The organism is Nonlabens sp. (assembly GCF_039941875.1).
Lineage (GTDB): Bacteria > Bacteroidota > Bacteroidia > Flavobacteriales > Flavobacteriaceae > Nonlabens.
The window spans coordinates 1-23733 of record NZ_JBDVDQ010000021.1 but is presented as its reverse complement, the minus strand read 5'-3'; the positions used below and the strand labels follow the sequence as shown (position 1 = coordinate 23733).

The 23733-nt window shown below is 34.6% G+C and carries 25 protein-coding genes; 5 read left to right on the top strand and 20 right to left on the bottom strand.

Annotated features, from left to right (window positions below; all coding sequences use genetic code 11):
• Positions 1-4 precede the first annotated feature (4 nt).
• The 7 genes from ABJF08_RS12400 to mnmA all read right to left on the bottom strand — a co-directional run bounded on the left by ABJF08_RS12400 (position 5) and on the right by mnmA (position 7080).
• Positions 5-1078 (bottom strand): efflux RND transporter periplasmic adaptor subunit, encoded by a 1074-nt coding sequence (locus tag ABJF08_RS12400; protein ID WP_348116555.1) that lies wholly within the window; start codon positions 1076-1078, stop codon positions 5-7.
• 195 nt (positions 1079-1273) lie between these two features.
• Entirely contained in the window at positions 1274-1618 is a 345-nt protein-coding gene (locus tag ABJF08_RS12395) for a hypothetical protein (protein WP_348116553.1), read from the bottom strand.
• Between the two features lie 114 nt (positions 1619-1732).
• Positions 1733-2368 carry a hemolysin III family protein gene (locus ABJF08_RS12390; RefSeq protein WP_348116552.1) on the bottom strand — a complete coding sequence of 212 codons (636 nt, stop codon included), beginning with the start codon at positions 2366-2368 and terminating at the stop codon, positions 1733-1735.
• Positions 2361-3317, bottom strand: a complete 957-nt coding sequence (locus ABJF08_RS12385; protein ID WP_348116551.1) for a nitronate monooxygenase — start codon at positions 3315-3317, stop codon at positions 2361-2363. The genes ABJF08_RS12390 and ABJF08_RS12385 overlap by 8 nt, the downstream gene beginning before the upstream one ends.
• A 133-nt stretch (positions 3318-3450) precedes the next feature.
• The gene (locus ABJF08_RS12380; protein ID WP_348116550.1) at positions 3451-4230 is read right to left on the bottom strand and encodes a hypothetical protein; all 780 of its coding nucleotides are present in this window, start codon (positions 4228-4230) and stop codon (positions 3451-3453) included.
• Between the two features lie 31 nt (positions 4231-4261).
• Positions 4262-5842, bottom strand: a complete 1581-nt coding sequence (locus ABJF08_RS12375) for a S8 family serine peptidase (protein ID WP_348116549.1) — start codon at positions 5840-5842, stop codon at positions 4262-4264.
• Positions 5843-5883: 41 nt separating this feature from the next.
• Entirely contained in the window at positions 5884-7080 is a 1197-nt protein-coding gene (mnmA, locus tag ABJF08_RS12370; RefSeq protein ID WP_348116547.1) for a tRNA 2-thiouridine(34) synthase MnmA, read from the bottom strand.
• Positions 7081-7247: 167 nt separating this feature from the next.
• On the opposite strand from mnmA, the gene ABJF08_RS12365 reads away from it, so the two are divergent.
• The 3 genes from ABJF08_RS12365 (at position 7248) to ABJF08_RS12355 (ending at position 9241) form a co-directional block, all read left to right on the top strand.
• A complete protein-coding gene (locus ABJF08_RS12365; RefSeq protein WP_348116546.1) occupies positions 7248-8225 on the top strand; it encodes a fasciclin domain-containing protein in 978 nt (325 codons plus the stop codon).
• Between the two features lie 69 nt (positions 8226-8294).
• On the top strand, positions 8295-8762 hold the full coding sequence (locus ABJF08_RS12360; RefSeq protein WP_348116545.1) for a transcription elongation factor: 468 nt from the start codon (positions 8295-8297) through the stop codon (positions 8760-8762).
• 20 nt (positions 8763-8782) lie between these two features.
• Positions 8783-9241 (top strand): hypothetical protein, encoded by a 459-nt coding sequence (locus tag ABJF08_RS12355; protein WP_348116544.1) that lies wholly within the window; start codon positions 8783-8785, stop codon positions 9239-9241.
• Here ABJF08_RS12355 and ABJF08_RS12350 read toward each other — a convergent pair whose 3' ends face one another.
• From ABJF08_RS12350 to ABJF08_RS12340, 3 genes are all read right to left on the bottom strand, one after another.
• Positions 9242-10222, bottom strand: a complete 981-nt coding sequence (locus ABJF08_RS12350) for a hypothetical protein (RefSeq protein ID WP_348116543.1) — start codon at positions 10220-10222, stop codon at positions 9242-9244.
• 168 nt (positions 10223-10390) lie between these two features.
• Positions 10391-10756 carry a hypothetical protein gene (locus ABJF08_RS12345; protein WP_348116542.1) on the bottom strand — a complete coding sequence of 122 codons (366 nt, stop codon included), beginning with the start codon at positions 10754-10756 and terminating at the stop codon, positions 10391-10393.
• Between the two features lie 118 nt (positions 10757-10874).
• Entirely contained in the window at positions 10875-11393 is a 519-nt protein-coding gene (locus ABJF08_RS12340; RefSeq protein WP_348116541.1) for a hypothetical protein, read from the bottom strand.
• A 144-nt stretch (positions 11394-11537) separates the two neighbouring features.
• Here ABJF08_RS12340 and rluF point away from each other — a divergent pair, with 144 nt between their 5' ends.
• On the top strand, positions 11538-12293 hold the full coding sequence (gene rluF / locus ABJF08_RS12335) for a 23S rRNA pseudouridine(2604) synthase RluF (RefSeq protein WP_348116540.1): 756 nt from the start codon (positions 11538-11540) through the stop codon (positions 12291-12293).
• A gap of 16 nt (positions 12294-12309) precedes the next feature.
• Here rluF and ABJF08_RS12330 read toward each other — a convergent pair whose 3' ends face one another.
• Genes ABJF08_RS12330 through ABJF08_RS12315 form a run of 4 tightly spaced genes read right to left on the bottom strand, consistent with a single transcriptional unit; the run spans position 12310 to position 17464 of the window.
• A complete protein-coding gene (locus tag ABJF08_RS12330; protein ID WP_348116539.1) occupies positions 12310-13773 on the bottom strand; it encodes a TolC family protein in 1464 nt (487 codons plus the stop codon).
• A complete protein-coding gene (locus ABJF08_RS12325) occupies positions 13760-15115 on the bottom strand; it encodes an HlyD family efflux transporter periplasmic adaptor subunit (RefSeq protein WP_348116538.1) in 1356 nt (451 codons plus the stop codon). The genes ABJF08_RS12330 and ABJF08_RS12325 overlap by 14 nt, the downstream gene beginning before the upstream one ends.
• Before the next feature lie 2 nt (positions 15116-15117).
• Positions 15118-16791 (bottom strand): ATP-binding cassette domain-containing protein, encoded by a 1674-nt coding sequence (locus tag ABJF08_RS12320; RefSeq protein ID WP_348116537.1) that lies wholly within the window; start codon positions 16789-16791, stop codon positions 15118-15120.
• Complete coding sequence (locus tag ABJF08_RS12315) at positions 16778-17464, bottom strand: TetR/AcrR family transcriptional regulator (RefSeq protein ID WP_348116536.1); 687 nt, start codon at positions 17462-17464, stop codon at positions 16778-16780. The genes ABJF08_RS12320 and ABJF08_RS12315 overlap by 14 nt, the downstream gene beginning before the upstream one ends.
• Positions 17465-17625: 161 nt before the next feature.
• Between ABJF08_RS12315 and ABJF08_RS12310 the strand changes: the two genes are divergently transcribed.
• The gene (locus tag ABJF08_RS12310) at positions 17626-18303 is read left to right on the top strand and encodes a M24 family metallopeptidase (RefSeq protein ID WP_348116535.1); all 678 of its coding nucleotides are present in this window, start codon (positions 17626-17628) and stop codon (positions 18301-18303) included.
• Positions 18304-18402: 99 nt separating this feature from the next.
• On the opposite strand, the gene ABJF08_RS12305 is transcribed toward ABJF08_RS12310, so the two are convergent.
• The 6 genes from ABJF08_RS12305 to ABJF08_RS12280 form a co-directional block, all read right to left on the bottom strand.
• Positions 18403-18678, bottom strand: a complete 276-nt coding sequence (locus ABJF08_RS12305) for an ATP-dependent Clp protease adaptor ClpS (RefSeq protein ID WP_348116610.1) — start codon at positions 18676-18678, stop codon at positions 18403-18405.
• Between the two features lie 58 nt (positions 18679-18736).
• Positions 18737-19588 carry a 50S ribosomal protein L11 methyltransferase gene (gene prmA / locus ABJF08_RS12300; protein WP_348116534.1) on the bottom strand — a complete coding sequence of 284 codons (852 nt, stop codon included), beginning with the start codon at positions 19586-19588 and terminating at the stop codon, positions 18737-18739.
• On the bottom strand, positions 19578-20162 hold the full coding sequence (locus ABJF08_RS12295) for a DUF1287 domain-containing protein (protein WP_348116533.1): 585 nt from the start codon (positions 20160-20162) through the stop codon (positions 19578-19580). Before ABJF08_RS12295 ends, prmA begins: the two co-directional genes overlap by 11 nt.
• Entirely contained in the window at positions 20152-20904 is a 753-nt protein-coding gene (gene tpiA, locus ABJF08_RS12290) for a triose-phosphate isomerase (protein ID WP_348116532.1), read from the bottom strand. Before tpiA ends, ABJF08_RS12295 begins: the two co-directional genes overlap by 11 nt.
• A gap of 151 nt (positions 20905-21055) precedes the next feature.
• Positions 21056-22129 (bottom strand): ABC transporter permease, encoded by a 1074-nt coding sequence (locus tag ABJF08_RS12285; RefSeq protein ID WP_348116530.1) that lies wholly within the window; start codon positions 22127-22129, stop codon positions 21056-21058.
• Positions 22126-23217, bottom strand: coding sequence for a BT_3928 family protein (locus ABJF08_RS12280; RefSeq protein ID WP_348116528.1), 1092 nt, complete (start codon positions 23215-23217; stop codon positions 22126-22128). Before ABJF08_RS12280 ends, ABJF08_RS12285 begins: the two co-directional genes overlap by 4 nt.
• Positions 23218-23733: the final 516 nt, after the last annotated feature.

Here is a 23733-nt window from a genome sequence, read left to right as displayed (position 1 = left end):
CCGATTATTCAGCTACTAGCTTTAAGTCTGCTAGTACTGTTTCTGGCTCTATGAAGTCTGCATTAATTTTTTGCCCATTACGCACTTTCCTTAATCCATCGATTAATATGCGGTCATTAGGATCTATACCGTCTTTAACGATATACAGATAAGGCAATTCTTCTAAGATGGTAATTTGTCGTTGTTCTACTTCTTCTTTATCGTTCACGACGAAAACGTACTTTTTATCAAGTATCTCGAATGTTGCTTTTTGCGGAATTATTTTAGCATTTTTAAATGGTATATCCATCAATATGTTCCCAGTCTGTCCATGTCTTAAAAGACTTTCTGGATTAGGAAATGTAGCTCTAAACTCAATGTTACCTGTCTCGTGATTAAACTCACCTTCTATAGTTTCTACTTTTCCTTTATGATTAAAAATAGCCGAATTTGCCATTTGTAACTGAACATTAGAGGCGTGTGTTGTGGTATCTGTAACATAATTAATATACTCAGCCTCAGGAACATTAAAATACACCCACATCTTACTATTGTCAGATATTCTAGTTAGCAATTCACCTTCATCAAGTAAGCTACCTTCTCTTGCTTCCAGATGATCCATTATCCCAGTAAAAGGAGCATGAATTGTGGTAAAATTTAAATGTGTTTGTGCCATGTTAACTTCGGCATTTGCTTTTGCTAGACGAGCCTCAGCAAGAGCTAGTTCATTTTTAGAAACTACATTTTTATCAGATAACATTTTTGTGTTATCATATTCTATTTCTGCAGCTCTCGCTTCAGACTTTGATTTTTGAAGTTCAGCTTTGTAGACGTTTGCATTAATAGTAAACATCGTTTGACCTTTCTCTACTTTCTGCCCTTCGTCGACATAGATTTTTTGAAGATAACCACGTTCTAAGGCTCTTAACTCTATATGACGCATCGCATGGATTTGACTCACATACTTTCTAGTTATGGTAGTATCCTTTGAGATTAGATTTGTTACTCTTAGAGTAGGGATGGATTTATGTTTTTCTTCTTTGTGCTGACAGCTCACTATGAGTAAGGCCATTACTATAAAAGGAATGATTTTTTTCAATGGAATGATGTATTAATTGATAGATAAATTGAGTGAGTTTAATTCAAAACATAGCAGTATATAGAAAGCAAAACACTTTCATAACCAACTAATTACTATAATAAATTAAACTGAGTATCGAAATCACAGATAGGAACAGCAAAGCGCTGTCTACAAAATACCTCTGATGGCGAGGTCTGTGATGAATTAATAATACTAGACTCTAATATCTTCGTAAATAAGATACAAATTCTGTTGAGAGATTAAACAAACACCTTCTCTTGTAGTGAAATTATCTTTTTGAAGAGAACTGATTTCTGCAAGAAAATTACTTGAGGTGGAATGAAATAAGTTAGAAAGAGTATCAGTAGAATTTTTCTCGCTGATCTCTTCTTCCTCACCTACCTCTTCGTAAGCGTCTATCTTTTCTTTAGAATCGTGATCTTCTTGCTGTATTGTAACTAGATGACTCAACGCATCCTCATATGATGAATAGTCACCATTTGAGGCTAGATTAAGAAAACTAGCAAATAAGAATAATAACAGCGTACTATATTTCACGTCTTTCTATTGAGACCTCAAAATTATACAAGAAGAAGTTAAGATGATGTGCCTTAATAGTTTTTTAACACAAAAAATAAGTGTAAAATATAATTAAGAAATTCAAACACCTGATTATATGGTCTGTACTATACTCCAAACCATAGCTGCATGACTAAGACTGCCTCCTAAAACAAATAAATGCCAGATCACATGATTAAAATAAAGCTTATTCCATGCATAAAAAATGATTCCTACAGTAAAGAAAATACCACCAGCAATTAAAAGATTCATTTGTAAATCTGTAAAAGCATCATTTAGAGTTTGTAAATCAAAGACAATCATCCATCCCATAACTAAATATAGAATGCTAGAAAATGCCTCGAATCTACCTGTAAAAAATAATTTCCAAACAATTCCAAATACAGCAATTCCCCAAACTGCAGCAAGTATATACCAGCCACTTGATTGTTCTAAAGTAATGAGACATACTGGTGTATAAGTACCTGCTATAGAACCATAAATAGAGATATGATCTAATTTTCTCAGTTTAAACTTTAATTTACCTGGCTCTACTTTATGATAAGCTGTAGAAGAAAAATATAAAAATAATTGAGACATAACGTATACAAGAATAGCCGGCAGCATGTAGTCTACTGACCAGTCAGCCTCATATACTAACCCTATGGTAATCGCTATGAATAAAAGGAAACCAAAACCATGAGTAATTACATTCCACTTTTCTTCTATTGCTGTTTGAGCTCTAGCCATTTAAAGAAAAATTAGATAATTCTTTTCTAGATTCTTCAAATTCTGAAACCATATCCTCTACCACTTGTGCTGCGGGAATAATATCGTTTATTAATCCAGAGACTTGCCCTATTTCTAATTCTCCTTCTATTAAATCACCTTCAAACATTCCTTTTTTTGCTCTAGCTCTACCTAAAAGCTCTTTTAAATCTTCTGGAGTTGGTGCTTTTTTATAAAGTTCTTGAACATCGTTCCAAAACTTATTACGCATTAAACGCACTGGTGCGAGTTCTTTTAAAGTTAAATGAGTTGCTCCTTCACCTGCTTCTACTACCGCATTTTTAAAGTTTAAATGACTACTTGCTTCATGGGTTGCAACAAATCTACTACCTACCTGGACAGCGTCTGCCCCTAAAGTCATGGCTGCTAACATACCACGACCAGTTGCGATACCACCTGCAGCAATCAAAGGAATATCTATGGCTTGTGCTACTTGCGGTATAAGAGTTAAAGTAGTAGACTCTTCTCTACCATTATGTCCTCCAGCTTCAAAACCTTCAGCAACTAATGCATCCACACCAGCTTCTTGAGATTTTAATGCAAATTTTACCGAACTCACTACATGAACTACGGTAATTCCAGCATCTTTTAAACGCTTTGTGTAAGTCTTAGGGTTTCCTGCACTTGTAAAAACTATAGGTACTTTCTCTTCTATTATTATTTGAAGAATTTCTTCTAGATCTGTATAAAGTAGTGGAACGTTTACACCAAAGGGCTTATCTGTTCCTGCCTTTGTTTTTTGAATATGTTCTCTCAATACTTCTGGATACATAGATCCAGCTCCTATTAAGCCTAAACCACCAGCATTACTTACAGCAGTGACTAATTTATGACCACTTGTCCATATCATACCACCCTGAATAATAGGGTATTTAATTTTGAAAAGCTGAGTAATTGCGTTTTTAGACATAGTGTTTGCTACTTAAATTGGATAGTAATGCAAATTTAAGGAAGTTGCTCTTCTTACTATTAAATTTTAAATGTTGTTTCGCCTCCAAAAAGGCCTCAATTAAATACAATTATTGAAGCTAATAAACAGATGATTAATCTGAAGTATGTTTTACATAATCCTCTTTGAACTTCAATTCTTCTGTATAATCCGTTAAAGTAGCATCGCTTTTTTCCGTGGAAATTATTCTAATGATATCATCTTTTAAAACACCTTTAGTTAATCTACGTACCGTTTCTTTTCTAGGATTTTCTATTAGAGTAATTTGTATTTCATTTGGGATATGTTCCGTTCTTACATTTACCCTGTCAGATGTGGTAATATATCCAGTACGCTTGCCTATAGTTGTTAAATTAAATTCATACCTAATCGATGCCAGTCTATCTAAATTAGGAATTTTATCGTAAGGAATATTTAATGAGAAATCATCAGATAATTGCCATACAGATTTTACATTATCTAGCTGATAATCATAATCATAAACAAAATCGATTTTAATTTCATCATCCAATAATTTTGAGTTGCGATCAGTTTTAAATTTTAAATGATAAAATTTATTTTGATTGTTATTAGAGAATTTAAATCGAACATCTCTCTCGTAAACCTCATACTGATCGTAGAAAAAAATAGTATCATTTCTTTTTTTCCATTTCCCATTAAGTTCTCTCCAAGTCAAGCAACTAACATTAGGCATAACATGAAATGTAAAATCAGTTTCTGAATTAAAAGTGATTTGAGAAACTCTGTCATCCCAATCTATAACAGCAGTATCTACCGCATGGTTATCATTTGCAAAATTCACATAAGAATGAGAAACAATCTGACTTTGAGCAAGTGTCCCTAAGAGAAAAATAAGTAAAAAGTAAAGTCTCATAATCAAATATAAAAACCTAAATCTAATTCAATTACCTAATCACCACTTTATAAGTAACATCACTTTGATCTAATGTAAATAGATAGAGTCCACTAGAGACTTGGTTAAGATCTATAAAGCCATCTTGTGTTGTCGTTTTTTTAATGACCTGCTGCCCTTGTAAGTTATAGAGCTGGAAAGAAGTTAGGTTTTCGCCTTGAGTGGTATTAAAAAACAAAATTTTATCCTTTACATAGTAATCAAAATCTTGTGAATTAAAACTGACAGAACTAAGTGTCTGTTGTGCTGCGCCAAAATCAGGAATTCCATAACCTAATAAATTATCGGGCAACGTGGACTGATCACTACTAGCGCGCACGGCATCTATAATTTGTTGTGGTGTTAGATTAGGAAATGCCTGCATGAGGCATGCCATCGCGCCACTTATCATAGGTGCACTAAAAGATGTACCGCTAGTAGTCACAAGGTTACCAGACTCATCTATACTAGCAGTCGCGCTACCTTGTGCCGCAATATCTGGACGTATGCGACCGTCTACCGTAGGTCCTATGCTTGAGAAACTAGATTTTGCTCTTGTGTCGGTTACCGATCCTATGGCAAATGCTCCTATCGCATCTGCAGGAGAGGCAACATAAGGATGTGTGGTACTGTTACCAGAATTCCCAGCACTGGTGACTACTATTATCCCTTTTTCAAAAGCAACGTTAGTCCCTTGAGAGATAAAAGATGTGACACCATTCATGTCTTGGTAGTCGAGACTTTCTGCCGTGTTATCAAATCCTAAATAGCCTAAAGAAACATTAATGACATCTACCCCAAGAGAATCTGCACGCTCTGCAGCCTGCACCCAGTAAGACATCTCTGCTGGTGTTTCTTGCGCTCCTTCTTCTGTACGAAACAGGTAATAACCAGCGTCTGGTGCGGTACCTTCAAAATTATTAGGATCATTTCCTGCCATCACACTCAGTACTCTAGAGCCATGAAAATTATCTTCATAAATAGAATTATCTCGTTGCACAAAATCCCAAGTTCCTTTGATACCGTTATTATTGCGCAATTGTGCAAAACCTGTATTTACGTCTACATTAGGAAAACCAGAGTCTGTTACTGCTATTAACATTCCTGCACCGGCGTTACCTGTATTGTGCAAATCATCTAGGCCTATCATTTCTATCTGATTTCTTGCTGTTCCATAAACCAGTGGTGTGGTAACCATGTTTGCATACTTATCATGATTGCTAACAGACGCACTTTTTGTAGGATCTGTATAATCTATACTAGAGACAAAAGGTAGACTAGCTAGCGCATCAATATCTGTAGTAGCACCTACCACATGCACACAGTTAAACCACTTAGACTGCGCTTTATAACTTATACCTGGCTGACTTTTTATCTGTGCCACATATGCTTGATTCATAGGCACATCGCGATCATCTATCGCGATGTTATGTCTCATTTTACGGTCTATAGATCTTTGAGTTAGTATACTCTGCGGATTTGCCAACGACGTAGCGACATTAGGTTTATCTACAAAATAAACCAATGCATGAAAATCTTGTGCATTTGTAGCTATAGAAATAAATGCAAAAAGAATAAGTATTATTTTTTTCATAGAAGTAAATTTACACTTATTCTATCACAATTTGCGTGATACTAAGCTATTACCCCAGAACCTAAACAGTCGTTATCCTGATACCATGCTACAAACTGACCTGGTGATATCGCGCTTTGCTCGTCATTAAAAATAACATAAAGACCATCTTCTGTGCGGTGTAAAGTTGCCGGCTCTAGAGTCTGTCTGTATCGTATTCGCGCCATAACTTCTAAAGTCTCACCTACTGCTATTTCTAAATCTTCTCTTATCCAGTGCGTCTCTGCAGCTGTGACAAATAATCCACGACGGTATAAACCTGGGTGTTGTTTTCCCTGACCTACATAAATAGTATTGGTATTTACATCTGTCTCAATTACAAAAAGTGGCTCTGGAGTACCACCTACAGCTAGTCCTTTGCGCTGTCCACGAGTAAAATAATGAGCACCTTGATGTACTCCTACTTTTTTCCCGTCTGTAGGTTGATATTTACGCTTTCGCGAAAGCGTAACCAATTCATTCACCTCGCTAGAATCTATTGTACCATCAACTTCTAACATTTTATCACGACTGGTTTGTGCGTCTATCTCTACGATGTCACCAGCTTTTGCTTGCAACTTCTGTTGTAAAAAATCTGGTAATCTTACTTTACCTATAAAGCACAACCCTTGAGAATCTTTCTTTCCTGCAGTAATTAAATCTTGCGCAGCAGCTATTTCTCTTACCTCAGGTTTTTGAAGATGACCTATTGGAAAAAGAGTTTTGGCTAGTTGTTTTTGAGACACCTGACAAAGAAAATAACTCTGATCTTTATTTGCGTCTGCTCCACCTATTAAGTGATGTATTTCTTTACCGTTTTCTACGGTGGTTGTTTTCTGGCAATAATGTCCAGTGGCAACATAATCTGCACCTAGTTCTAGTGCAATATCCATGAACACATCAAACTTAATCTCGCGATTACACAACACATCTGGATTAGGCGTGCGCCCACTAGCATACTCGTCAAACATGTAATCTACTATGCGCTCTTTATATTGCTCACTTAAATCTACTGTTTGAAAAGGGATACCTAGTTTATCTGCAACCAGCATTGCGTCGTTAGAGTCTTCTAACCACGGGCACTCGTCACTTATAGTAACGGTGTCATCATGCCAGTTTTTCATGAAGAGACCTATCACTTCATGACCTTGTTCTTTTAATAAATGTGCCGCTACACTTGAGTCTACGCCACCAGAAAGTCCTACTACTACTTTTGCCATAGTGCAAAAATACAATAAGAGTCAACTATAAGAGTTTTTAACGTGTTAGATTTTTCTTATCGTTACAAGTATTTTCTCTATCAAAATTCATAGAGAGTTTCCATTCCATACAAGCAATATAAATGCTTTGATTTCGTTATTTTGCAAGCTGAAAAAGAATATTGAAAATGATGAATACTTTTAAGAAATACACCATAGCTATTTTTGCTACTGTAGCTATATTATTTACCGCTTGTGAAGATGCAGATGATGGTGGTAATATTATACCAGGCGTTAACTCGATACTAGATCAGACAGAAAACAATGAAGATCTAAGCATGTTAAATGCCGCACTTATAAGAACAGGATTAAATACTACCTTTAATTCATCTGCCACTTATACTTTATTTGCTCCCAATAACACTGCCTTTACAAATTATCTTACCGCAAATGGCATTGCTAGTATAGATGACATTCCTGTAGCAGACTTAAGGGATTTACTTCAGTATCATACATTAACTACCGAAGTAACTACCGAGGTAATGACTACCGATTATATAAAAACACTAGGTAAAGATGACGAGATAGAATTTCTAGATTTATTTATAGAAACAGGTACTTCTATCCTATTAAACGGTAATGTAACTATTATAGATGCAGATAGCGATGCAGATAATGGCGTTGTACACATAATAGACGCTGTAATTGAGCTACCAACTGTCTTTTCTTTAATTGCTGCAAACCCAGAATTCAGTGAACTGACTGCAGCTTTACAAACAAATGGATTAGAAACTGACCTTTCTAATACTGATGGTACTTTAATGGATCCTTATACTATTTTTGCTCCTAACGACGCTGCTTTTCAGGAACTGGTAGACTTAAACACTACAGACGAGTTTGATTCTATTGCAGACATAACGAGTCAGACAGACATAGAGGAAGATTTATTATATCACGTAAAGGGTGTTGACCGTTTACGTTCTGGAGATCTTAGTACTGGTTTAAGAGTAAACACTTTAAGACCTGGCACATCTTTTACTGTAGATATTAGTGCTGGTACGGTGATCACAGACGGCACAATGAACACGGCAAATGTTACTACTACAGACATTACAGCTATTAATGGTGTAGTACACATTATAGATTTATTTATACGTAGTAACTAATTACACACTATTCTTATTTTAAAAGTCTCGTTATACACGAGACTTTTTTTATTCTATATTTACTGTTATATGAGTACTATCGATTTTCCTAAATTTAAAAAAGCTATCAATACTTACTGTCTAGAAACTGTAGGTGAACGATTAACTATCATAAAAAAAAATCTAGATTCTTTAATGGATGCTAAGCGTAATGAAACTAAAAGTAGCGCTGGTGATAAGTACGAGACTGGAAGAGCGATGATTCAAAATGAAGAAGAACTCTATAAAAGACAACGTGCAGAAACATCCATTATCTTAGATCAACTGCTGCGCATCGATCCTGATAAAGAATGCTCCTTTATAGAACCTGGAGCACTTGTTGTACTTCCGTCCGGTTATTTTTACATAGGCGCAGGAATGGGAAAACTAGTGGTTAATGATATAGACTGCTTTGCAGTATCTCTATCATCTCCTATAGGACAGGCTTTAAAAAGTAAAAAAAAGGGAGATACTATTCTTTTTCAAAATAAGGAAGTCATGATCCTTAACGTGTATTAATATTAAATCACCCTTCTATTATGTCAGATCAATTAAATGAACAATTAATCGAAATCAAATCCTTTATTTATAAAGGAGACCTTATAAATGATAAGGTCTCTAAAAAAGGAACTTACTGGCACATAGATCATAGTTTACAAATATTGAACTCTATTTGCGAGGTATTAGAACACTCTAATCCTGGAGACTACCAACCTAAATTTTCTTTTACCAAATTCATTATAATGAAAACTGGTTACATACCTAGAGGTAAAGGCCGCGCACCTAAACAAACCTTACCGCAAAATATAAAGACTAAAGAAGATCTACTTACAGAACTCAATAAAGCAGTAAATGCGATTAAAAGTTTAGACGCATTACCTAGTAATAAAACTTTTAGACACCCACTTTTTGGGTGGTTAAATCTGGAGGACACGATTAAGTTTATGGGAATACACACACACCATCATATTAAAATATTGAGGGATATTGTGAAGTAATTATTTGCTTAGTTTATCATAAAAGAGAAAAGCACCATCTTCAGCTTTACTACCGAATAATTCCTTGGCCATGGCTTCTTCAACATAAACACTATGCATAGATTTAAAATTTATGTCAGTGTCCTTACCATACCTGTTTCTTTTAAATTTGCTATAAGTTACTGTTGCTCCGTTTACTAGCACTAAAGGTTGAGGATCCTCGTTTCTATAATGCCCAATACCTCCTAACATCATTACCATATAGTTAGCTAGAACATCTTGACTCTTTCCTAAATCAGTTTTTGCGATAATTACGTTTTTAAGTTCAAAATGAGCATTATATATAAGACCGTTGTTTTCTCTTTCTATTTTTTTAATTTCATGAAACTCATAAGTCACTAAGTTTTTATCCTTAATTAAATGAGCAGGGACTTTTAAAACATAATTTCCTTGCGCGTCAGAATAGGTGGTTACATAATCAGTTAGTCCATAAAAAGTGATTTTTGCGTTTTCTATGCTTTTTCTTCTTTCTTTAGATTTTATAGTTCCTTTTATTTGAACCATTTCTTCAACTTTTGAAGTAGCAGCAGCTTCTTCTGAAGTATTATTTAATGAAGTAGTTCTATTCTGTTCACCATTCTCATAAGCGTCGATCACTTTTTCAAAAGGTTCTCTTACGTTTAATGGATTAGTTTGCGCATTACCTAAAGTGACTGCGCCTAAACTTGCTGCCATCATTAAACTGGCTGCTGTCTTAGAATAAGGGATTTGAAAATAGTTTTTATCTGCTATTATTACTGGCTGTCGCAACTGATTAGAAGACATTCTACCACAAGTGTTTTTATTTGCTTTTAAATACACCAATACTTCTTCAGGAGTTTTTCCTGTAAAATCGATAACGCTTTTTGAACATAAATCACAAAACCTACCTTTTTGATCTGGTGTCATCTGGCTCCAGTCTTCGTCACATGTATTGTCAAATTTGATTTGGTATGATTTCATAATATTTCTATTTTACAAGTAACTATCTAGGTGTTACTAAATTTACAAAATAAAAGTATATGATTTACGGCGTCCTTTCTACTCTAATTGAGTGAACGCTGCATACCAATGAGGGAAAACAAAAAAACCAGCCTAACGGCTGGTTTTTAAATACTATAATTAAGAAGATTACTCTTCTTCTTCGTCTTTTTTCTTCACTTTAGGAACAAACAGAGCCGCACGCTGTAATAACTTTTCAGATACTTTAAACTCTCCACTAAATTGATGGTTTGCATCTTCTCGAGCATATTTAAAATAAGCTGTTTTTGCCCATCTTAAGTCAGTTGCTTTTTTAAGAAACTGATCGTGAGTAAGTATTTGTTCTACCTCATCCTTTTTCCACACAAGAACTTTATACATTCCTACACCGTTTTTCATACCTCTTTCTATCACCTCTCTAAAGGATTCTGATGGAAAAACGTGCACGCCATCTTCAGTGACTTTATAGTCTAGGTCTTTGAATAAGATGTCAGTAAGGAATTGTTCTAAAGTCATTATCTATTTAATTTCTAATTGCAAAGGTACTGCTATCATCTCTCAAATTGATTAAAGAAATAGGTAATTAATTAAAGATGGATGTAGATTCCGCTTTCGCGAAAGCGAAACACAACTATTACTGAATATTACTTAGCGGATTTAAAGGATCATATCCAGGTTGAAACTGGGCTTGCACATGAGGTTTATTCAAGTCTAGTATGGTAAAAATACCCAATACAATACCTAGAACTCCCGTAATACAGTTGATAATAGCTATCGCAAAAATGAAGTTGTAATTGCGTCTTTCCTTAATATACTTACCTGCAAGAAGTGTCAAAATACCAATAGTTACAGTTATTAAAAACCCTAAACCACCTATAATAACAAATATATTACCTGGATGAAAAGGCATATCTACATCGCCATTCATAGGTGCAAATGTCATTGCCGTACCTATAAACATGTATAATAGAAAGAATAATGAAAACAGTATGGTCAGTATACCTTTTACTAAATGTAATGTTGCAAAGGTGCTTAAATTATCTGTAGGCATGTAATTATAAAAATGCTGCTGGTATTGCTGTGAACCGGCTTGCTGCCTAAACTGTTGTTGTTGTTGATTGGGATTATTGTTTTGATTTTGATTCTTTTCCATAATGATAGCATTTAACTATAAGTAGCATCTATACATTTTTTGTTACATGAGTATATTAATCATTAAGGATTTATCAATTATATATAATCTTTAAAGTCTAAAAAGTAGAATGTAAAATATAGTTCAAAATCCTACCTTTGCAGCATGTCAGAAACTACAGGAATACGTATTAATAAATACCTAAGTGAGCAAGGTTTTTGCTCTCGTCGCGCTGCAGATAAGTTAATCGAGCAAGAACGTGTAACTATTAATGGTAAAGTGCCAGAAATGGGTACTAAAGTAATGCCACAAGATGCTGTTGCTGTAGATGGCGAGTCTATTTCTAAAAAGAAGGAAAAGCCTGTCTACATTGCTTTTAACAAACCTGTAGGTATCGTGTGTACCACAGACACACGTGTAGAAAAAGACAACATTATAGATTTTATCAACTACCCTACTCGTATTTTTCCTATCGGCAGACTGGATAAAATGAGTGAAGGACTAATTTTACTTACTAACGACGGCGATATCGTGAACAAGATATTGCGCTCTCGTAACAACCATGGTAAGGAATACATAGTTACTGTAGACCGCACGATTAATGAAGATTTCATTAAAAAAATGGCTTCTGGAATCCCTATTCTCGATACGGTTACTAAGGAATGTGAAGTGGAACAAATAGGTCGCAAGACTTTTAAAATAATCCTCACACAAGGACTTAACAGACAGATACGTCGCATGTGTGAATATCTAGATTATCGCGTGACTAAATTAAAACGTGTACGCATCATGAATATTCCTCTAGATGTAGCACATGGTACTTATAGAGATCTTACTAAAGAAGAATTAAATAAACTTAACGAACTGACTAGTGAGAGTTCTAAAGAATACCATAGACAAAAAGCACAAGGAAATAACTAACTGTTTAAACAGCTAGTTATAAATTCTCAGGCACTATAGCAAGGCTATTAAATAATCGGGCTTTTGAGCCCAATAATTTCATACCTACTTCTAGCCTTTTAAGACTGGCTTCTATTAATTTAGTCTCTCTAGAGTTGATTAAAAAAAGAGAGCTATCTCCTAATTCAAATTTACGCTCCTCTGCAGTGAGCATGAGTCTAGAATCTTGTTCTATCTCTTGTGTGATGTCATTTTGCACTAGGTAAGAATCTATCTCACTAAATATCCCTTTTATTTTATTCTCTATAGCTAGACTAGAAGATAGAATATCGTATTCTGCGTCCTGTAATTTAATTTGAGCTAGCTTTAAATCACCACGCTCTTTTCTTAAAAATAAAGGTACAGAAAATTTCACTCCAGCTTTATAATCACTTAATTTATAAGAACTAGCATTGTTCCAGTCTGGCGATAAGACATCATATCTTGCTTCTATTTTAGGCAACAACTTATTTGCTTTGAGCTTTTTATCTACCTCTAATTGATCCATTTTAAGGTTTAAAGCTAGAATTTTAGGATGATTATCTACAGTAAAAAGATCTAGAGACTGTCCCATAATTTCTAGTGCCGCATCTATTTGAGAGATAAGCTCTTCTTCTGGTATCACATTTTCTTGTAGCTCTACCGGCACATCGTCTATCCATAGATAATTGGATAGTTCTAGGCTTTTCTTTATAAAATCTATCTTTGCCTGCTCATAACCTAAGAGTCTTTTCTTAACCGCAATACGCGCTTCTACAGAATCTATAACAGCCTTATCTCCAGTTTCTACACTGCGTTTTATACCTCTTAATCTAGTTTTGGCATTTTTTAAAATACCATTAAATAGATCGATCTCTTGAGATGCCTGCCACCATTCAAAGTAAACTTGTGTCGCGTCATAAATAACAGCATTAACCAGTAAATCTTTTTCTGACTGGGTTTGTTGTTTAAATAACTTTGCTTTTCTCAAGGTTGCCATGCGCTCATTGATCCATAATCCCTGACCTAATTGCACGCTAACACCAGCACTGTAAAGTCCATCTTCTGGAACAGTCAGTGATGGATCTAAAAATTCACCTTTATTACGTTCTGCGCCGGCTTTAAACTCTACACCGTACCATGTAGGAATTTTAAAAGCACCGCTTAATTCATCATAATATTCAGTTCCTTTAAAATCTTTACGATTATAATCTACCTCAATTTTAGGATCAAAACCACCACGAGCTTTTAATAATTGCGCCTGACCTTCGTCTATTACTAGATTTGCCTGTTTCACTACTGGATGATGTTTTTTTACGTAACCTAAGAACTCTCTAAGACTCATTACCGTAGTATCTAGAGATATAGTTTCTGGAGGTTGTTGTAGGTCTCGCTTTCGCGAAAGCGGAACCGCCATCATACTAAGAGAAAACAAGAATAACACTATCGTAAAACAAATAGAGAATGATTTATTTCTTCCCATTCTGATCTTTTTTAGTAGTTTGAGGTGTGTAATAATTAGGTGGGAAACCGTTGAGTTTACGCCACATTTCATACCAGATAGGCACATCTTCTAACAATGCAATGGTGCGCGCACCGGAGCCTGGACGCAAAGCATCTGGCCATTCATGATCTTCCTCATCTGGTGCGAGTAGTACGCGGTATTTTCCATTATCACTAATGAATGTTTCTACTGCTACAACTTTTGCACCATAGGTACCATAAGACGCATTAGGCCATCCTGAAAATATAATCACCGGCCAGCCATCGAACTGTACACGCACCTCTTCTCCTACGTGCATAAGCGGTAAATCTATAGGTTCGATAAATGTTTCTACAGCTAGGTCATAATTAGTAGGCATGATATTGATAAGCGGCTCTCCATCTTTAAAAGTCTCGCCTATACCACCTTTTATTGCTTTATTGATAAAACCATCTTGTGGTGCAGTTACAAAATACAGATCATTTCTAATTTGATAATTAGTACGGTCAGATTCTAACTTGCTTACTTGTGCTTCTACATCTAACTGACTCGATTGTGCTGTGAACTGGTCACTTCTAGCCTTTGCGATCTTCTCAGCATATTCTTGTCTTATACGGTTAAGTTCTATCTCTGCATTGATTAATGCATTTCTACTTTGCAATAATTTTTGCTGTTGAGATATCGTTTTAGAAGCAGTAGTTCTAGCTTTTAGATTTTTCTCTTCTACGTCTGCCTGAGATTTAAAACCTTCTTTTTCTAAGGTCTCGGTACGTGTTAATTGTGTTTGAGCAATTTGCTCGTCGTTTTTTGCTGCTTCTAAATCGGTACTGTCTTGAATTATTTTAAGTCGAGACTGGATCAACTTATTTTTTGCCTGATCTAACTTTAACTCGCGCTCTCTTTTTATGGCAACTATCTGGTTATCTAGAGCGCCTATTTTCTCACGATAAGATTCTACACTAGCAGATTTTGCATCTATTTGTTGTCCCGTGCGATCTACTAGATTAGGGTCAAAGTATTGACTTTTAACCTCGCTTATTTTTAAAATGGTATCTCCTTTTATAACTCTATCACCTTCTTTTACATACCATTCTACGATGCGACCGGCGATGGGCGACTGTAAGGTTAGTGGTCGTTGTTCTGGTGTTAATGTGGTAATATACCCATTACTACTCACGTTTTGAGTCCAGGGAAAAAACATTAAAATGATGGCAAATATGGCAAACCCACCTAGAAATCTATTGAAGAATTTAAAATGCTTGCGCTTCAATACTCTTCTACCAGCCTTAAAATCATTTAAGTCCAGATCTTTTGAAAGTTTATTTTTAGAAATATTAAGCATAATTATTGATCTAAAATTAATTTACCGTTGTGCAATGTGATCATTCTGCCACATCGCTTCATCCATTCTCTATTCTGACTAACCACTACAATAGACCAGCCATTAGATTTATCAGTTAAAAAGTCCATAATTCTAGCAGACTCTTCTTTTTCAAATTGATCTAATGGATCTTTGAGAATAAGCATCTTAGGATATCTGACAATGCTACGTGCCAAAACAATTTTCTTTGCTACCGTATAACTTAACTGTTTACCCTCTGGAAATATAACCGTATCCAGTCCTTTCGGTAATTTTTTGAGATAATTAACCAGTCCTAATTTTTCTAGTGCCCAGTATATACGCTCGTCATTAACTGAAGCATCTCCAAAGGTTATGTTATCCCTCAAAGTACCTTCAAAAGGACTTTCTTCACTTAAAGACTGCCCTAAATTTGCTCTATAATAATTAAGATCCAAACCTCTTAAGTCTGAATTATTCACGTAAATACTACCTTGTGTAGGTTCTATAATACCAGCAATTAACCTTAATAGAGTAGCCTTACCACTACCGTTTGCACCATTTACTAAAATGGTACAATTCTCTGATATTTTTAAGGATATATTATTGAGAATAGGTTGTGTTCTTTCTGGTACTGTATAGGTTACTTGATCTAACTCTACACTAAAACTTTGATCCTGAGCAAAGGGATGCTCTCCTGATTGAGGTTCTAGTTCCTTATCTACTACCTCACCTAGTTTTTCTAAAGAAGTAAGCATATCGTAAAATGATTCTAGCCCAGAAATTATCTTTTCTACTGCACCTATAATAATTAGGATAATAAGCTCTGCTGCGACAAATTGCCCAATGTTCATCTCCTGACTTAATACTAGCAAACCACCTATTAAAAGTAAACCTGCGGTTATTAAAACCTTAAAACCTATAAGCTGAATAGCCTGTCTTACTAAAACTTTAAAATGTTGTTCTCTATAATTAAGATAATTAGAAACTAGCGTGTCGTTTTTGTCTACCGCATGGTTAGTCACGCCAGAAAGTTTAAAACTAACTAATGATCTAGCAATTTCCTGCAACCAGTGAGCGACTCTATACTTACTTTTAGACTCTAAAATACTGGTTTCCAAACCTTTTTCGGCTGTAAACTTAAATAATATATAAGCCAGACCTACTAGTAAAACACCGTAAACGATAAAGAATGGGTGGTAAAACGATAGTAAAAGCAATCCTAATAAAATTTGTAATAATGCCGTAGGATAATCTACTAATAATTTAGAAAGACTTTTCTGAATGGTCAGTGTATCAAAAAATCGATTAGCAAGTTCTGGTGGGTATGTACCACGCAGCTCGCTCATTTTAATTTTAGGAAATCTAAAAGCAAAATCAAAAGAAGATCTTGTGAAAATTTTCTGCTGTATGTTTTCAGTTATTCTTATTTGCATAATTTGCAGTACACCACCGAAGGCAACACCTGCGGTTACTAGAACAACAAGAAGTATCCACGATGTACTAATTTGAGCACCTTGTATAAGATTAATAATGGCCTGTATCCCTAAAGGCAAGGACAACCCCACTACTCCAGCAAAAATCGCATAGTAAAAAATCTGTCTAATATCTTTTCTATCAACTTCTAACATGCGCATTAAACGCTGCCATGCTGTGAGTATATTTTTATCTTTTTTCATTTGTGATGATAAGTTGATTAATTAAATCTAAAAAGTAATGGGTAGGCGTAGTATAACTATTACAGTCTGTGATGGCTGAAAAATGATCCTTTAAAAAATGTTGATGTAAAGCACCGTCTATAATCATGCTGCTTAACGAAGAAGGAAATTTGTAACTTGCATCTACTGCTATTATTAAATCCTTAAGTCGCACCACTAGACGTTTATAAATAGCAAAAAAACCTTCTTTATTCTCTTGATCTACTGATTTTGTTAGATAGGATTTAGAAAACTCTGAAATGATTATTTTATTTAAAAGCACTTCATTTATATGACTAAAGTTAGAATCTTGAGAAACTTCTTGGGTTAAAATTTCTACTGCTTTAACTAATTTGTCCTGATCTGTAGTCATTACCATGGTTTCTAAAATCAGCTGGTATTCTATCCAGCTCCAGTACCATGATGTGAGATACAATAAAAGCTTATGCTTACTTTCAAAATACCTATAAATAGAACTCTCATTAGATTTTATAACTACTCCTAATTTCTTAAAAGTGAATTGTTCAAAACCTAAGTCATAAATCATCTCTATACTGTGACTAACTATACGTTTACCTAGATCAGAACTTTCTGGATCTTTAAGATAAAGCTTATCGTTGATCTCAACTTTAAGATTTTTTAAAAGTGAATGCATATTTTTTAATTGTCAAACAAACATAATAGTAATACTATTAATCGTAGTTAGTTTATATATTAATTAACACTAACTAAACCAATTAAAATAATAGAACTACTGCTTAGTTAATTTAAAGCAAATTATAATGCTGGACATTAATGGAACATTATTTTTACTTTATGACAGACACATTACTAGAACTTCAAAAAGCTGAAAAAAAAGCAGCTATTTTATTTCAAGAAATTGAAAATAAAAGACTTATAAAAGCAGGTAAAACTGAAAAGCAAATTAATACTGAAGTTTTTGAACTGGCAGATGAGTTATTTGGAATCAAAAAATACTGGCACAAACGCATAGTTAGAGCAGGTAAAAACACGCTGCATCCATATGATGAAAATCCGGAAGATCTTACTATTAAAGAGGACGACATAATATTTATAGACTTTGGTCCTATTATAGAAGATTGGGAGGCAGACTTTGGTAGAACTTATGTAGTAGGTAATGATATACGTAAGATAAAATTAATGCACGATGTAGAAAATATGTGGAAAGATGCAAATAACTATCTAATTAAAAACCCTAATATAACCGGCGCACAACTCTACCAATATTGCACGATTCTAGCATTAAATAATGGATGGGAATATGGCGGCCCTATCGCTGGTCATTTAATTGGGCATTTTCCTCATGAACAACTGGACGGTGAGGATAAAACCAATTATATACATCCTGAAAATCATTCACCTATGAATCAAAAAGATACGAATGGTAAAGATCGCTACTGGATTATAGAGATTCATCTAATTGATAAAAAGAATGAAATAGGTGCTTTTTATGAGCAGCTAGCAGGTTTTTAACAATGTAGACTGAAATTATGTAATACACAAAATGCCTGCTATAAACAGGCATTTTTTATGTTTTTATTCTACTTGAATAAAAAGGGGAAAGCAAGATCTTTATTGAATCTCTGCGGTTAAACCAGCTTCTAATAAAGCGGTACAACGCGGTTCTAAATCATCATAACCACCTGTTTTTACATTACATTTTCCTTTATAGTGAACTATAAGAGAACATTGCTCTGCCTGTACAGGCGTGTGATCACAGGCAGCTACTAGCATGTCTATCACGTGATCAAAGGTATTTACTTCATCATTAAAAAGGACTATTTTATTTTCCTTTTGCTCCAAGACTTCCAAATCTAGTTCTGGAAGAACCTGGTCTTGTGTGCTCATTTTCATAGGCTAAATTTAATCAAATACATTGAAACTTTTCGACTTTTAAACGATTATATTAAGATTTTATCATTTTTGCGGCTATCCAATTGTCTTTTTTAAGGTGAGTATCATAAACAATATTGTTTTCTTCACATTTATTTTTAATATGAACTAAGTCATCTTCATAAAAACCACTGAAAAGTATGGTTCCTCCTTTTTTAAGACTCTTTGCATAAACAGGAATATCCTGTAACAGTATATTTCTATTAATATTTGCGATTATAAAATCATAAGTTTTACCTTCTAGCTGCTCTGCTCCTCCTAGAATCACAGCTACCTTATCTGTTTTATTACGCTCCACATTTTCAAGTGCATTCTCATAACACCAGGTATCTATATCGATAGCATCTACTTTGGCAGCACCTCTCATTTGTGCAAGAATACCCAATACACCTGTACCACTTCCCATATCTAAGACCTCTAGATTTTCTACATTTTCATTAAGTAAATGTTCGATCATCATGTGTGTTGTTTGGTGGTGCCCTGTACCAAAACTCATCTTAGGTTCTATAACAATGTCATACTCTACACCACTAGCTTCATGAAACGGCGCACGCACTTCACATCTATTATTAACTGTGATAGGGTTAAAATTCTTTTCCCACTCTGCATTCCAATTCGTTGGTGGTATTTCCGCTTTCGCGAAAGCGATATCACATAAATCATTATTCATAATATCTACTGTATCGAGAATAGTAGGAGCATCTGTAGTTTTTAAAACATATGCCTTGATCCCTGTTTCAGTCTCTATAAAGCTCTCAAAACCTACCTCACCTAGTTGTGCCATAAGAACATCATTCCATGGCAATTGTGGTGTAACTGTAAAGTTGTACTCTACATAAATCTGGTCTGTGGTGTTATTTTCCATAACGGTAATGTCCTGTAATTTTAAAATTAAAAAGGCAATCTTCTAGCACTTGCCCTGCTCCTATATTATGTACCATTAGGTACCTTTTTTGATTTTTTGATTTGGTTTTAGAAACCATTCCTATATGAGTAAGTCCATTACTCAAGGTCCAGCTTACAATATCACCAGGTAAATAATCTTTTGCATTTTGGGTTACCGCAATACTTACACCTTTACGTTTAAAGAACGTACGCAGGTTGGGTACTCTTCTATGATCAATATTAGTATCTGTTTTTTTCAATCCCCAATTATTTGGGTAAAGAGAAAAATGTCTTTTCATGTCCTCATGAACTTCTTTCTGTAAATCTACACCTAGTTTTCTGTACGTTCTTATGACCACGTCTGTACACACGCCATACTCTGCAGGCACATCACCACCAGGATAAGGAATACTAAAATAACTACCGTTATAAATCACATGATCTTTGGTTAATTCTTGAGCAGCCACAGCTACTTTTAAACCATAATCAGTCTGTGCTATTGCTGGTAAGCCAATAGTGAGAAATAATAATAGAATTAGTTTCTTAAAAAGCATTTGCGATATCTAGGAAAGATGCCCCATCTAGAGATGCACCACCTACTAATCCACCGTCTACATCTGGTTTTGCAAAAATCTCAGCAGCATTTGCTGGCTTTACACTACCACCGTAAAGAATACTGGTATTAGTTGCCGTTTCTTTTCCAAATTTAGTTTCTATAAAAGAACGTAAATGTGCATGCATTTCTTGTGCTTGCTCTGGACTTGCCGTTTCTCCTGTACCTATAGCCCATACTGGTTCATAAGCTATTACTACATTTTCCATTTGTGCGGCAGTTAAGTCAAAAAGACCTAGTTCTATTTGTTTAGTTACCGTATCAAAATGGTTACCATCTTTACGTTCTTCTAGGTGTTCTCCACAACAAAAAATAACTCGCAATCCTTTTTCAAGAGACGCTTTAGTTTTGGCAGCAATTAATTGATCTGTCTCACCATAACTATCTCTACGTTCAGAGTGACCTATAATAACTGTCTTAATACCTATACTTTGCAACATAGGTACAGAAATCTCTCCTGTATATGCACCACTGTCTGCTTCACAAACATTTTGTGCTACTACCTCGATAACCGTATCGCAAGTACTATTAAAGGCATTGTATAAAAAAGGATGAGATGGCGCTATCATTAATTCACAATTAACGTCATTAACTAGACCTTTTTTTAAATCTGTTATTAAAGCTTGTGTCTGTGCAAGATCACAATTCATTTTCCAGTTTCCGGCTACTATATTTTTTCTCATCGCGTTTGTTTTTAGGTCGTTAACTTATCAATAATATCAAAATTGATTATTTTAATACTCTTGTGCAAGCGATTGCAAAGGTATTGCCTTTTAATTATTGAATAAAGTTTGTGTACAGATGTTTATTAAGAAGACTATAAGAATTTATAATTTACTCCAACTTCACTCGAGGGTCTAACCATACATAAATTAAATCGACCATAATATTGATAAGAATAAATAACGTTCCTATTACAAGAACAGCCCCTGTAATAACAGGTAAATCTTGTGTGTTGAGTGCCTCTACTATTTCCTTGCCTATTCCATTCCAGTTAAAAATATATTCTACAAAAACTGCTCCTGCAAGCATGCTTGCAAACCAACCGCTTACTGCAGTAATAACTGGGTTAAGTGCGTTTTTAAAAGCATGTCTTTTTATTACCTGTAGAGTGGTAAGACCTTTTGCATAGGCTGTAGTAATGTATTCTTGCCCCATTACCTCTAATAGACTGTTTCTCATTAATTGAGAAATTACCGCTAGTGGTCTTATTCCTAAAACTAATGCTGGCAATATAAGGTTGCGCCACTGTAAATGCATCGCCTCACCATAATCATCCATCTCATATAGACTACCACTCATTTTAAGACCGGTAAATTCATGAAGCACATAACCGAAGATAAAAGCAAAAATAATAGCACTAAAAAAACTAGGCACACTCATACCCATGGTACTTACTACCTGTATCGATTGGTCTATCCAGCTGTTTTTATAAAGTGCAGAAATAACTCCTAAAATCAATCCTAGAGCCAAAGCCACACTAATAGCCGCAAGTGCAAGAATCATCGTGTTAGGCAAGGTCTCTCCTATTATGTAGCTTACCTTTTTACCTGTTTTCTGAAACGATTCTCTCAAATAAGGCCATTTAAAATAAGTAGATGTAGTCTCTATAGTAAAGAGATCTACACCAGTATATTTACCATTATCATAAGTAAAATCACTCTCGCTAGTACTATGAAAAGAAACTGGAGACAGGTCATTTAAAAAATACAAATACTGCGTGCCTATAGATTTATCCAGCCCATATTTGGCACGCACATTTGCCAGCTGTTCTTCAGACTCATTTTGTCCCAACATCATTTGTGCAGGGTCACCAGGTAAAAGGTAGAATAATAAGAATATAACAGTTACCACTCCATAAAGAGTCAGTAATGCATATCCTATTTTTTTAAACACATAGTTGATCATAGAGATAAACTCTCAAAATCATTCCAGTGAGATTTACCTGCAACTACTCCTTTTTTAATAGTCATAACAGCTGGTGTAGAACGTACAGCAGTTTTTAATTGTGTTCCATCTGTCGTGTAAAATGGAATGCTAAAATTATAAGATTCCATTAACGGCTCTAATTGCTCGATACCATTTGCGCTTAAACCTATAACTTCATAACCAGCAGCTTGTGCTCTCGCAGTAAAACTAGAGAGCTTTTCCATACCACCTTCTTCTATTTTTGAAACATCATAAATCATAACAAAGGCAACTTTCTCCTTATCCAGAATCTCTTGCGTAAAATCTTCTCCTCCTTTTTCTATAGAAAAGTCATGAATTTTAGGAAGCGCTGCTTCTTGAATAATACGTGTTTCTACTTTATCATATCCTGGACGACCTTCTGGCACCTGACCATCTGTAGTAATTATTTCTTCTTTACCATCTACGGTATAATACCAGTCATAACCATATATATCTGGTTGATTAGGGTCTTCTTGCATGGCCACCTCTATATCAGTACCTATTTTATAAGCTCTGAAATCTAGAATAGGTAAATGCATCAATACATAGTAAGCGATTATAAAACAAATGATGGTAGAAACGAGAATGATTATGGAGGATTTCGCTTTCCCGAAAGCGGACTTCCATTTATCCATATTGAAAAACAATATCAATATCATAACTAACAGCACCACGTCTTTTGCAAAGGATTCCCATGGCACTAGTGGTATAGCATCACCAAAACAACCACAGTCTGTTACTTTATCAAAATAAGCAGAATAAAAAGTTAGGAATGTAAAGAAACCGATCATCAATAAAAGTGACCAGATTGTAAATTTTCTTTGAAATCCTATTAATAACATGATTCCTAAGATCACCTCAAAAATCACTAAAAAGATAGCCAGAGGTAATGCAAATGGCTGTAAGAATTCTAAACCTAATACCGCTGCACTAAAGTATTCATCAAGTTTATAAGAAAATCCTAAAGGGTCATTTAACTTAATTAAACCACTAAAAATAAATAATACCCCAACGAACCAACGGCAAAATGTAACTAATCCTTTCATGCTTTTTTCTTTGTTGAGACAAATATAATGAATAGCTATGAGGCTTGTGGTATGTGGTATGAGGAATTAGGGCTTTCTCATGGATAACAAGATTTTAGATTTAAAAAGAATTTTATTCAAAAAAAAATGAAAATGAAAAGAGGTTTGTCTTGATTATAATTCACCTATATTTAAGCTTAGAAATTGATAATATGAAATTTTATAGCAAGCTCTTTTTAGTAACTGAATTACTCATTTTAATATCGGTAATCACTTTATATTATTTTAACGGAATTGATGGACTTTCTTGTTTTTTCATCTCAATGTCAATGGTCTTTTTAATCATGAACCACTTCTACAAGATGTACTATAAGGCAAAATAATTTAGATCATTCCATGTCTAGTCCTAAATAACCGATACAGATTATTAAAGGATTAAATTTATTATTTAAATCTCAATGAAGCTAGCTTCGTTGAGATTTTTTTGATTTGTATGTTTTTCTTGTTAATTGATTTTGTTTGTGCATTTGAATAGGT

Coding starts and splice junctions, on each gene's coding strand:
- ABJF08_RS12375 (WP_348116549.1), bottom strand. CDS start 5,842: ATGAAAAAAATAATACTTATTCTTTTTGCATTTATTTCTATAGCTACA.
- prmA (WP_348116534.1), bottom strand. CDS start 19,588: ATGGAAAATAACACCACAGACCAGATTTATGTAGAGTACAACTTTACA.
- tpiA (WP_348116532.1), bottom strand. CDS start 20,904: ATGAGAAAAAATATAGTAGCCGGAAACTGGAAAATGAATTGTGATCTT.
- ABJF08_RS12385 (WP_348116551.1), bottom strand. CDS start 3,317: ATGTCTAAAAACGCAATTACTCAGCTTTTCAAAATTAAATACCCTATT.
- rluF (WP_348116540.1), top strand. CDS start 11,538: ATGTCAGAAACTACAGGAATACGTATTAATAAATACCTAAGTGAGCAA.
- ABJF08_RS12350 (WP_348116543.1), bottom strand. CDS start 10,222: ATGAAATCATACCAAATCAAATTTGACAATACATGTGACGAAGACTGG.
- ABJF08_RS12390 (WP_348116552.1), bottom strand. CDS start 2,368: ATGGCTAGAGCTCAAACAGCAATAGAAGAAAAGTGGAATGTAATTACT.
- ABJF08_RS12280 (WP_348116528.1), bottom strand. CDS start 23,217: ATGAAAGGATTAGTTACATTTTGCCGTTGGTTCGTTGGGGTATTATTT.
- ABJF08_RS12340 (WP_348116541.1), bottom strand. CDS start 11,393: ATGGAAAAGAATCAAAATCAAAACAATAATCCCAATCAACAACAACAA.
- ABJF08_RS12315 (WP_348116536.1), bottom strand. CDS start 17,464: ATGCATTCACTTTTAAAAAATCTTAAAGTTGAGATCAACGATAAGCTT.
- ABJF08_RS12310 (WP_348116535.1), top strand. CDS start 17,626: ATGACAGACACATTACTAGAACTTCAAAAAGCTGAAAAAAAAGCAGCT.
- ABJF08_RS12295 (WP_348116533.1), bottom strand. CDS start 20,162: ATGCTTTTTAAGAAACTAATTCTATTATTATTTCTCACTATTGGCTTA.
- ABJF08_RS12285 (WP_348116530.1), bottom strand. CDS start 22,129: ATGATCAACTATGTGTTTAAAAAAATAGGATATGCATTACTGACTCTT.
- ABJF08_RS12345 (WP_348116542.1), bottom strand. CDS start 10,756: ATGACTTTAGAACAATTCCTTACTGACATCTTATTCAAAGACCTAGAC.
- mnmA (WP_348116547.1), bottom strand. CDS start 7,080: ATGGCAAAAGTAGTAGTAGGACTTTCTGGTGGCGTAGACTCAAGTGTA.
- ABJF08_RS12365 (WP_348116546.1), top strand. CDS start 7,248: ATGATGAATACTTTTAAGAAATACACCATAGCTATTTTTGCTACTGTA.
- ABJF08_RS12325 (WP_348116538.1), bottom strand. CDS start 15,115: ATGCTTAATATTTCTAAAAATAAACTTTCAAAAGATCTGGACTTAAAT.
- ABJF08_RS12330 (WP_348116539.1), bottom strand. CDS start 13,773: ATGGGAAGAAATAAATCATTCTCTATTTGTTTTACGATAGTGTTATTC.
- ABJF08_RS12360 (WP_348116545.1), top strand. CDS start 8,295: ATGAGTACTATCGATTTTCCTAAATTTAAAAAAGCTATCAATACTTAC.
- ABJF08_RS12305 (WP_348116610.1), bottom strand. CDS start 18,678: ATGAGCACACAAGACCAGGTTCTTCCAGAACTAGATTTGGAAGTCTTG.
- ABJF08_RS12320 (WP_348116537.1), bottom strand. CDS start 16,791: ATGAAAAAAGATAAAAATATACTCACAGCATGGCAGCGTTTAATGCGC.
- ABJF08_RS12355 (WP_348116544.1), top strand. CDS start 8,783: ATGTCAGATCAATTAAATGAACAATTAATCGAAATCAAATCCTTTATT.
- ABJF08_RS12380 (WP_348116550.1), bottom strand. CDS start 4,230: ATGAGACTTTACTTTTTACTTATTTTTCTCTTAGGGACACTTGCTCAA.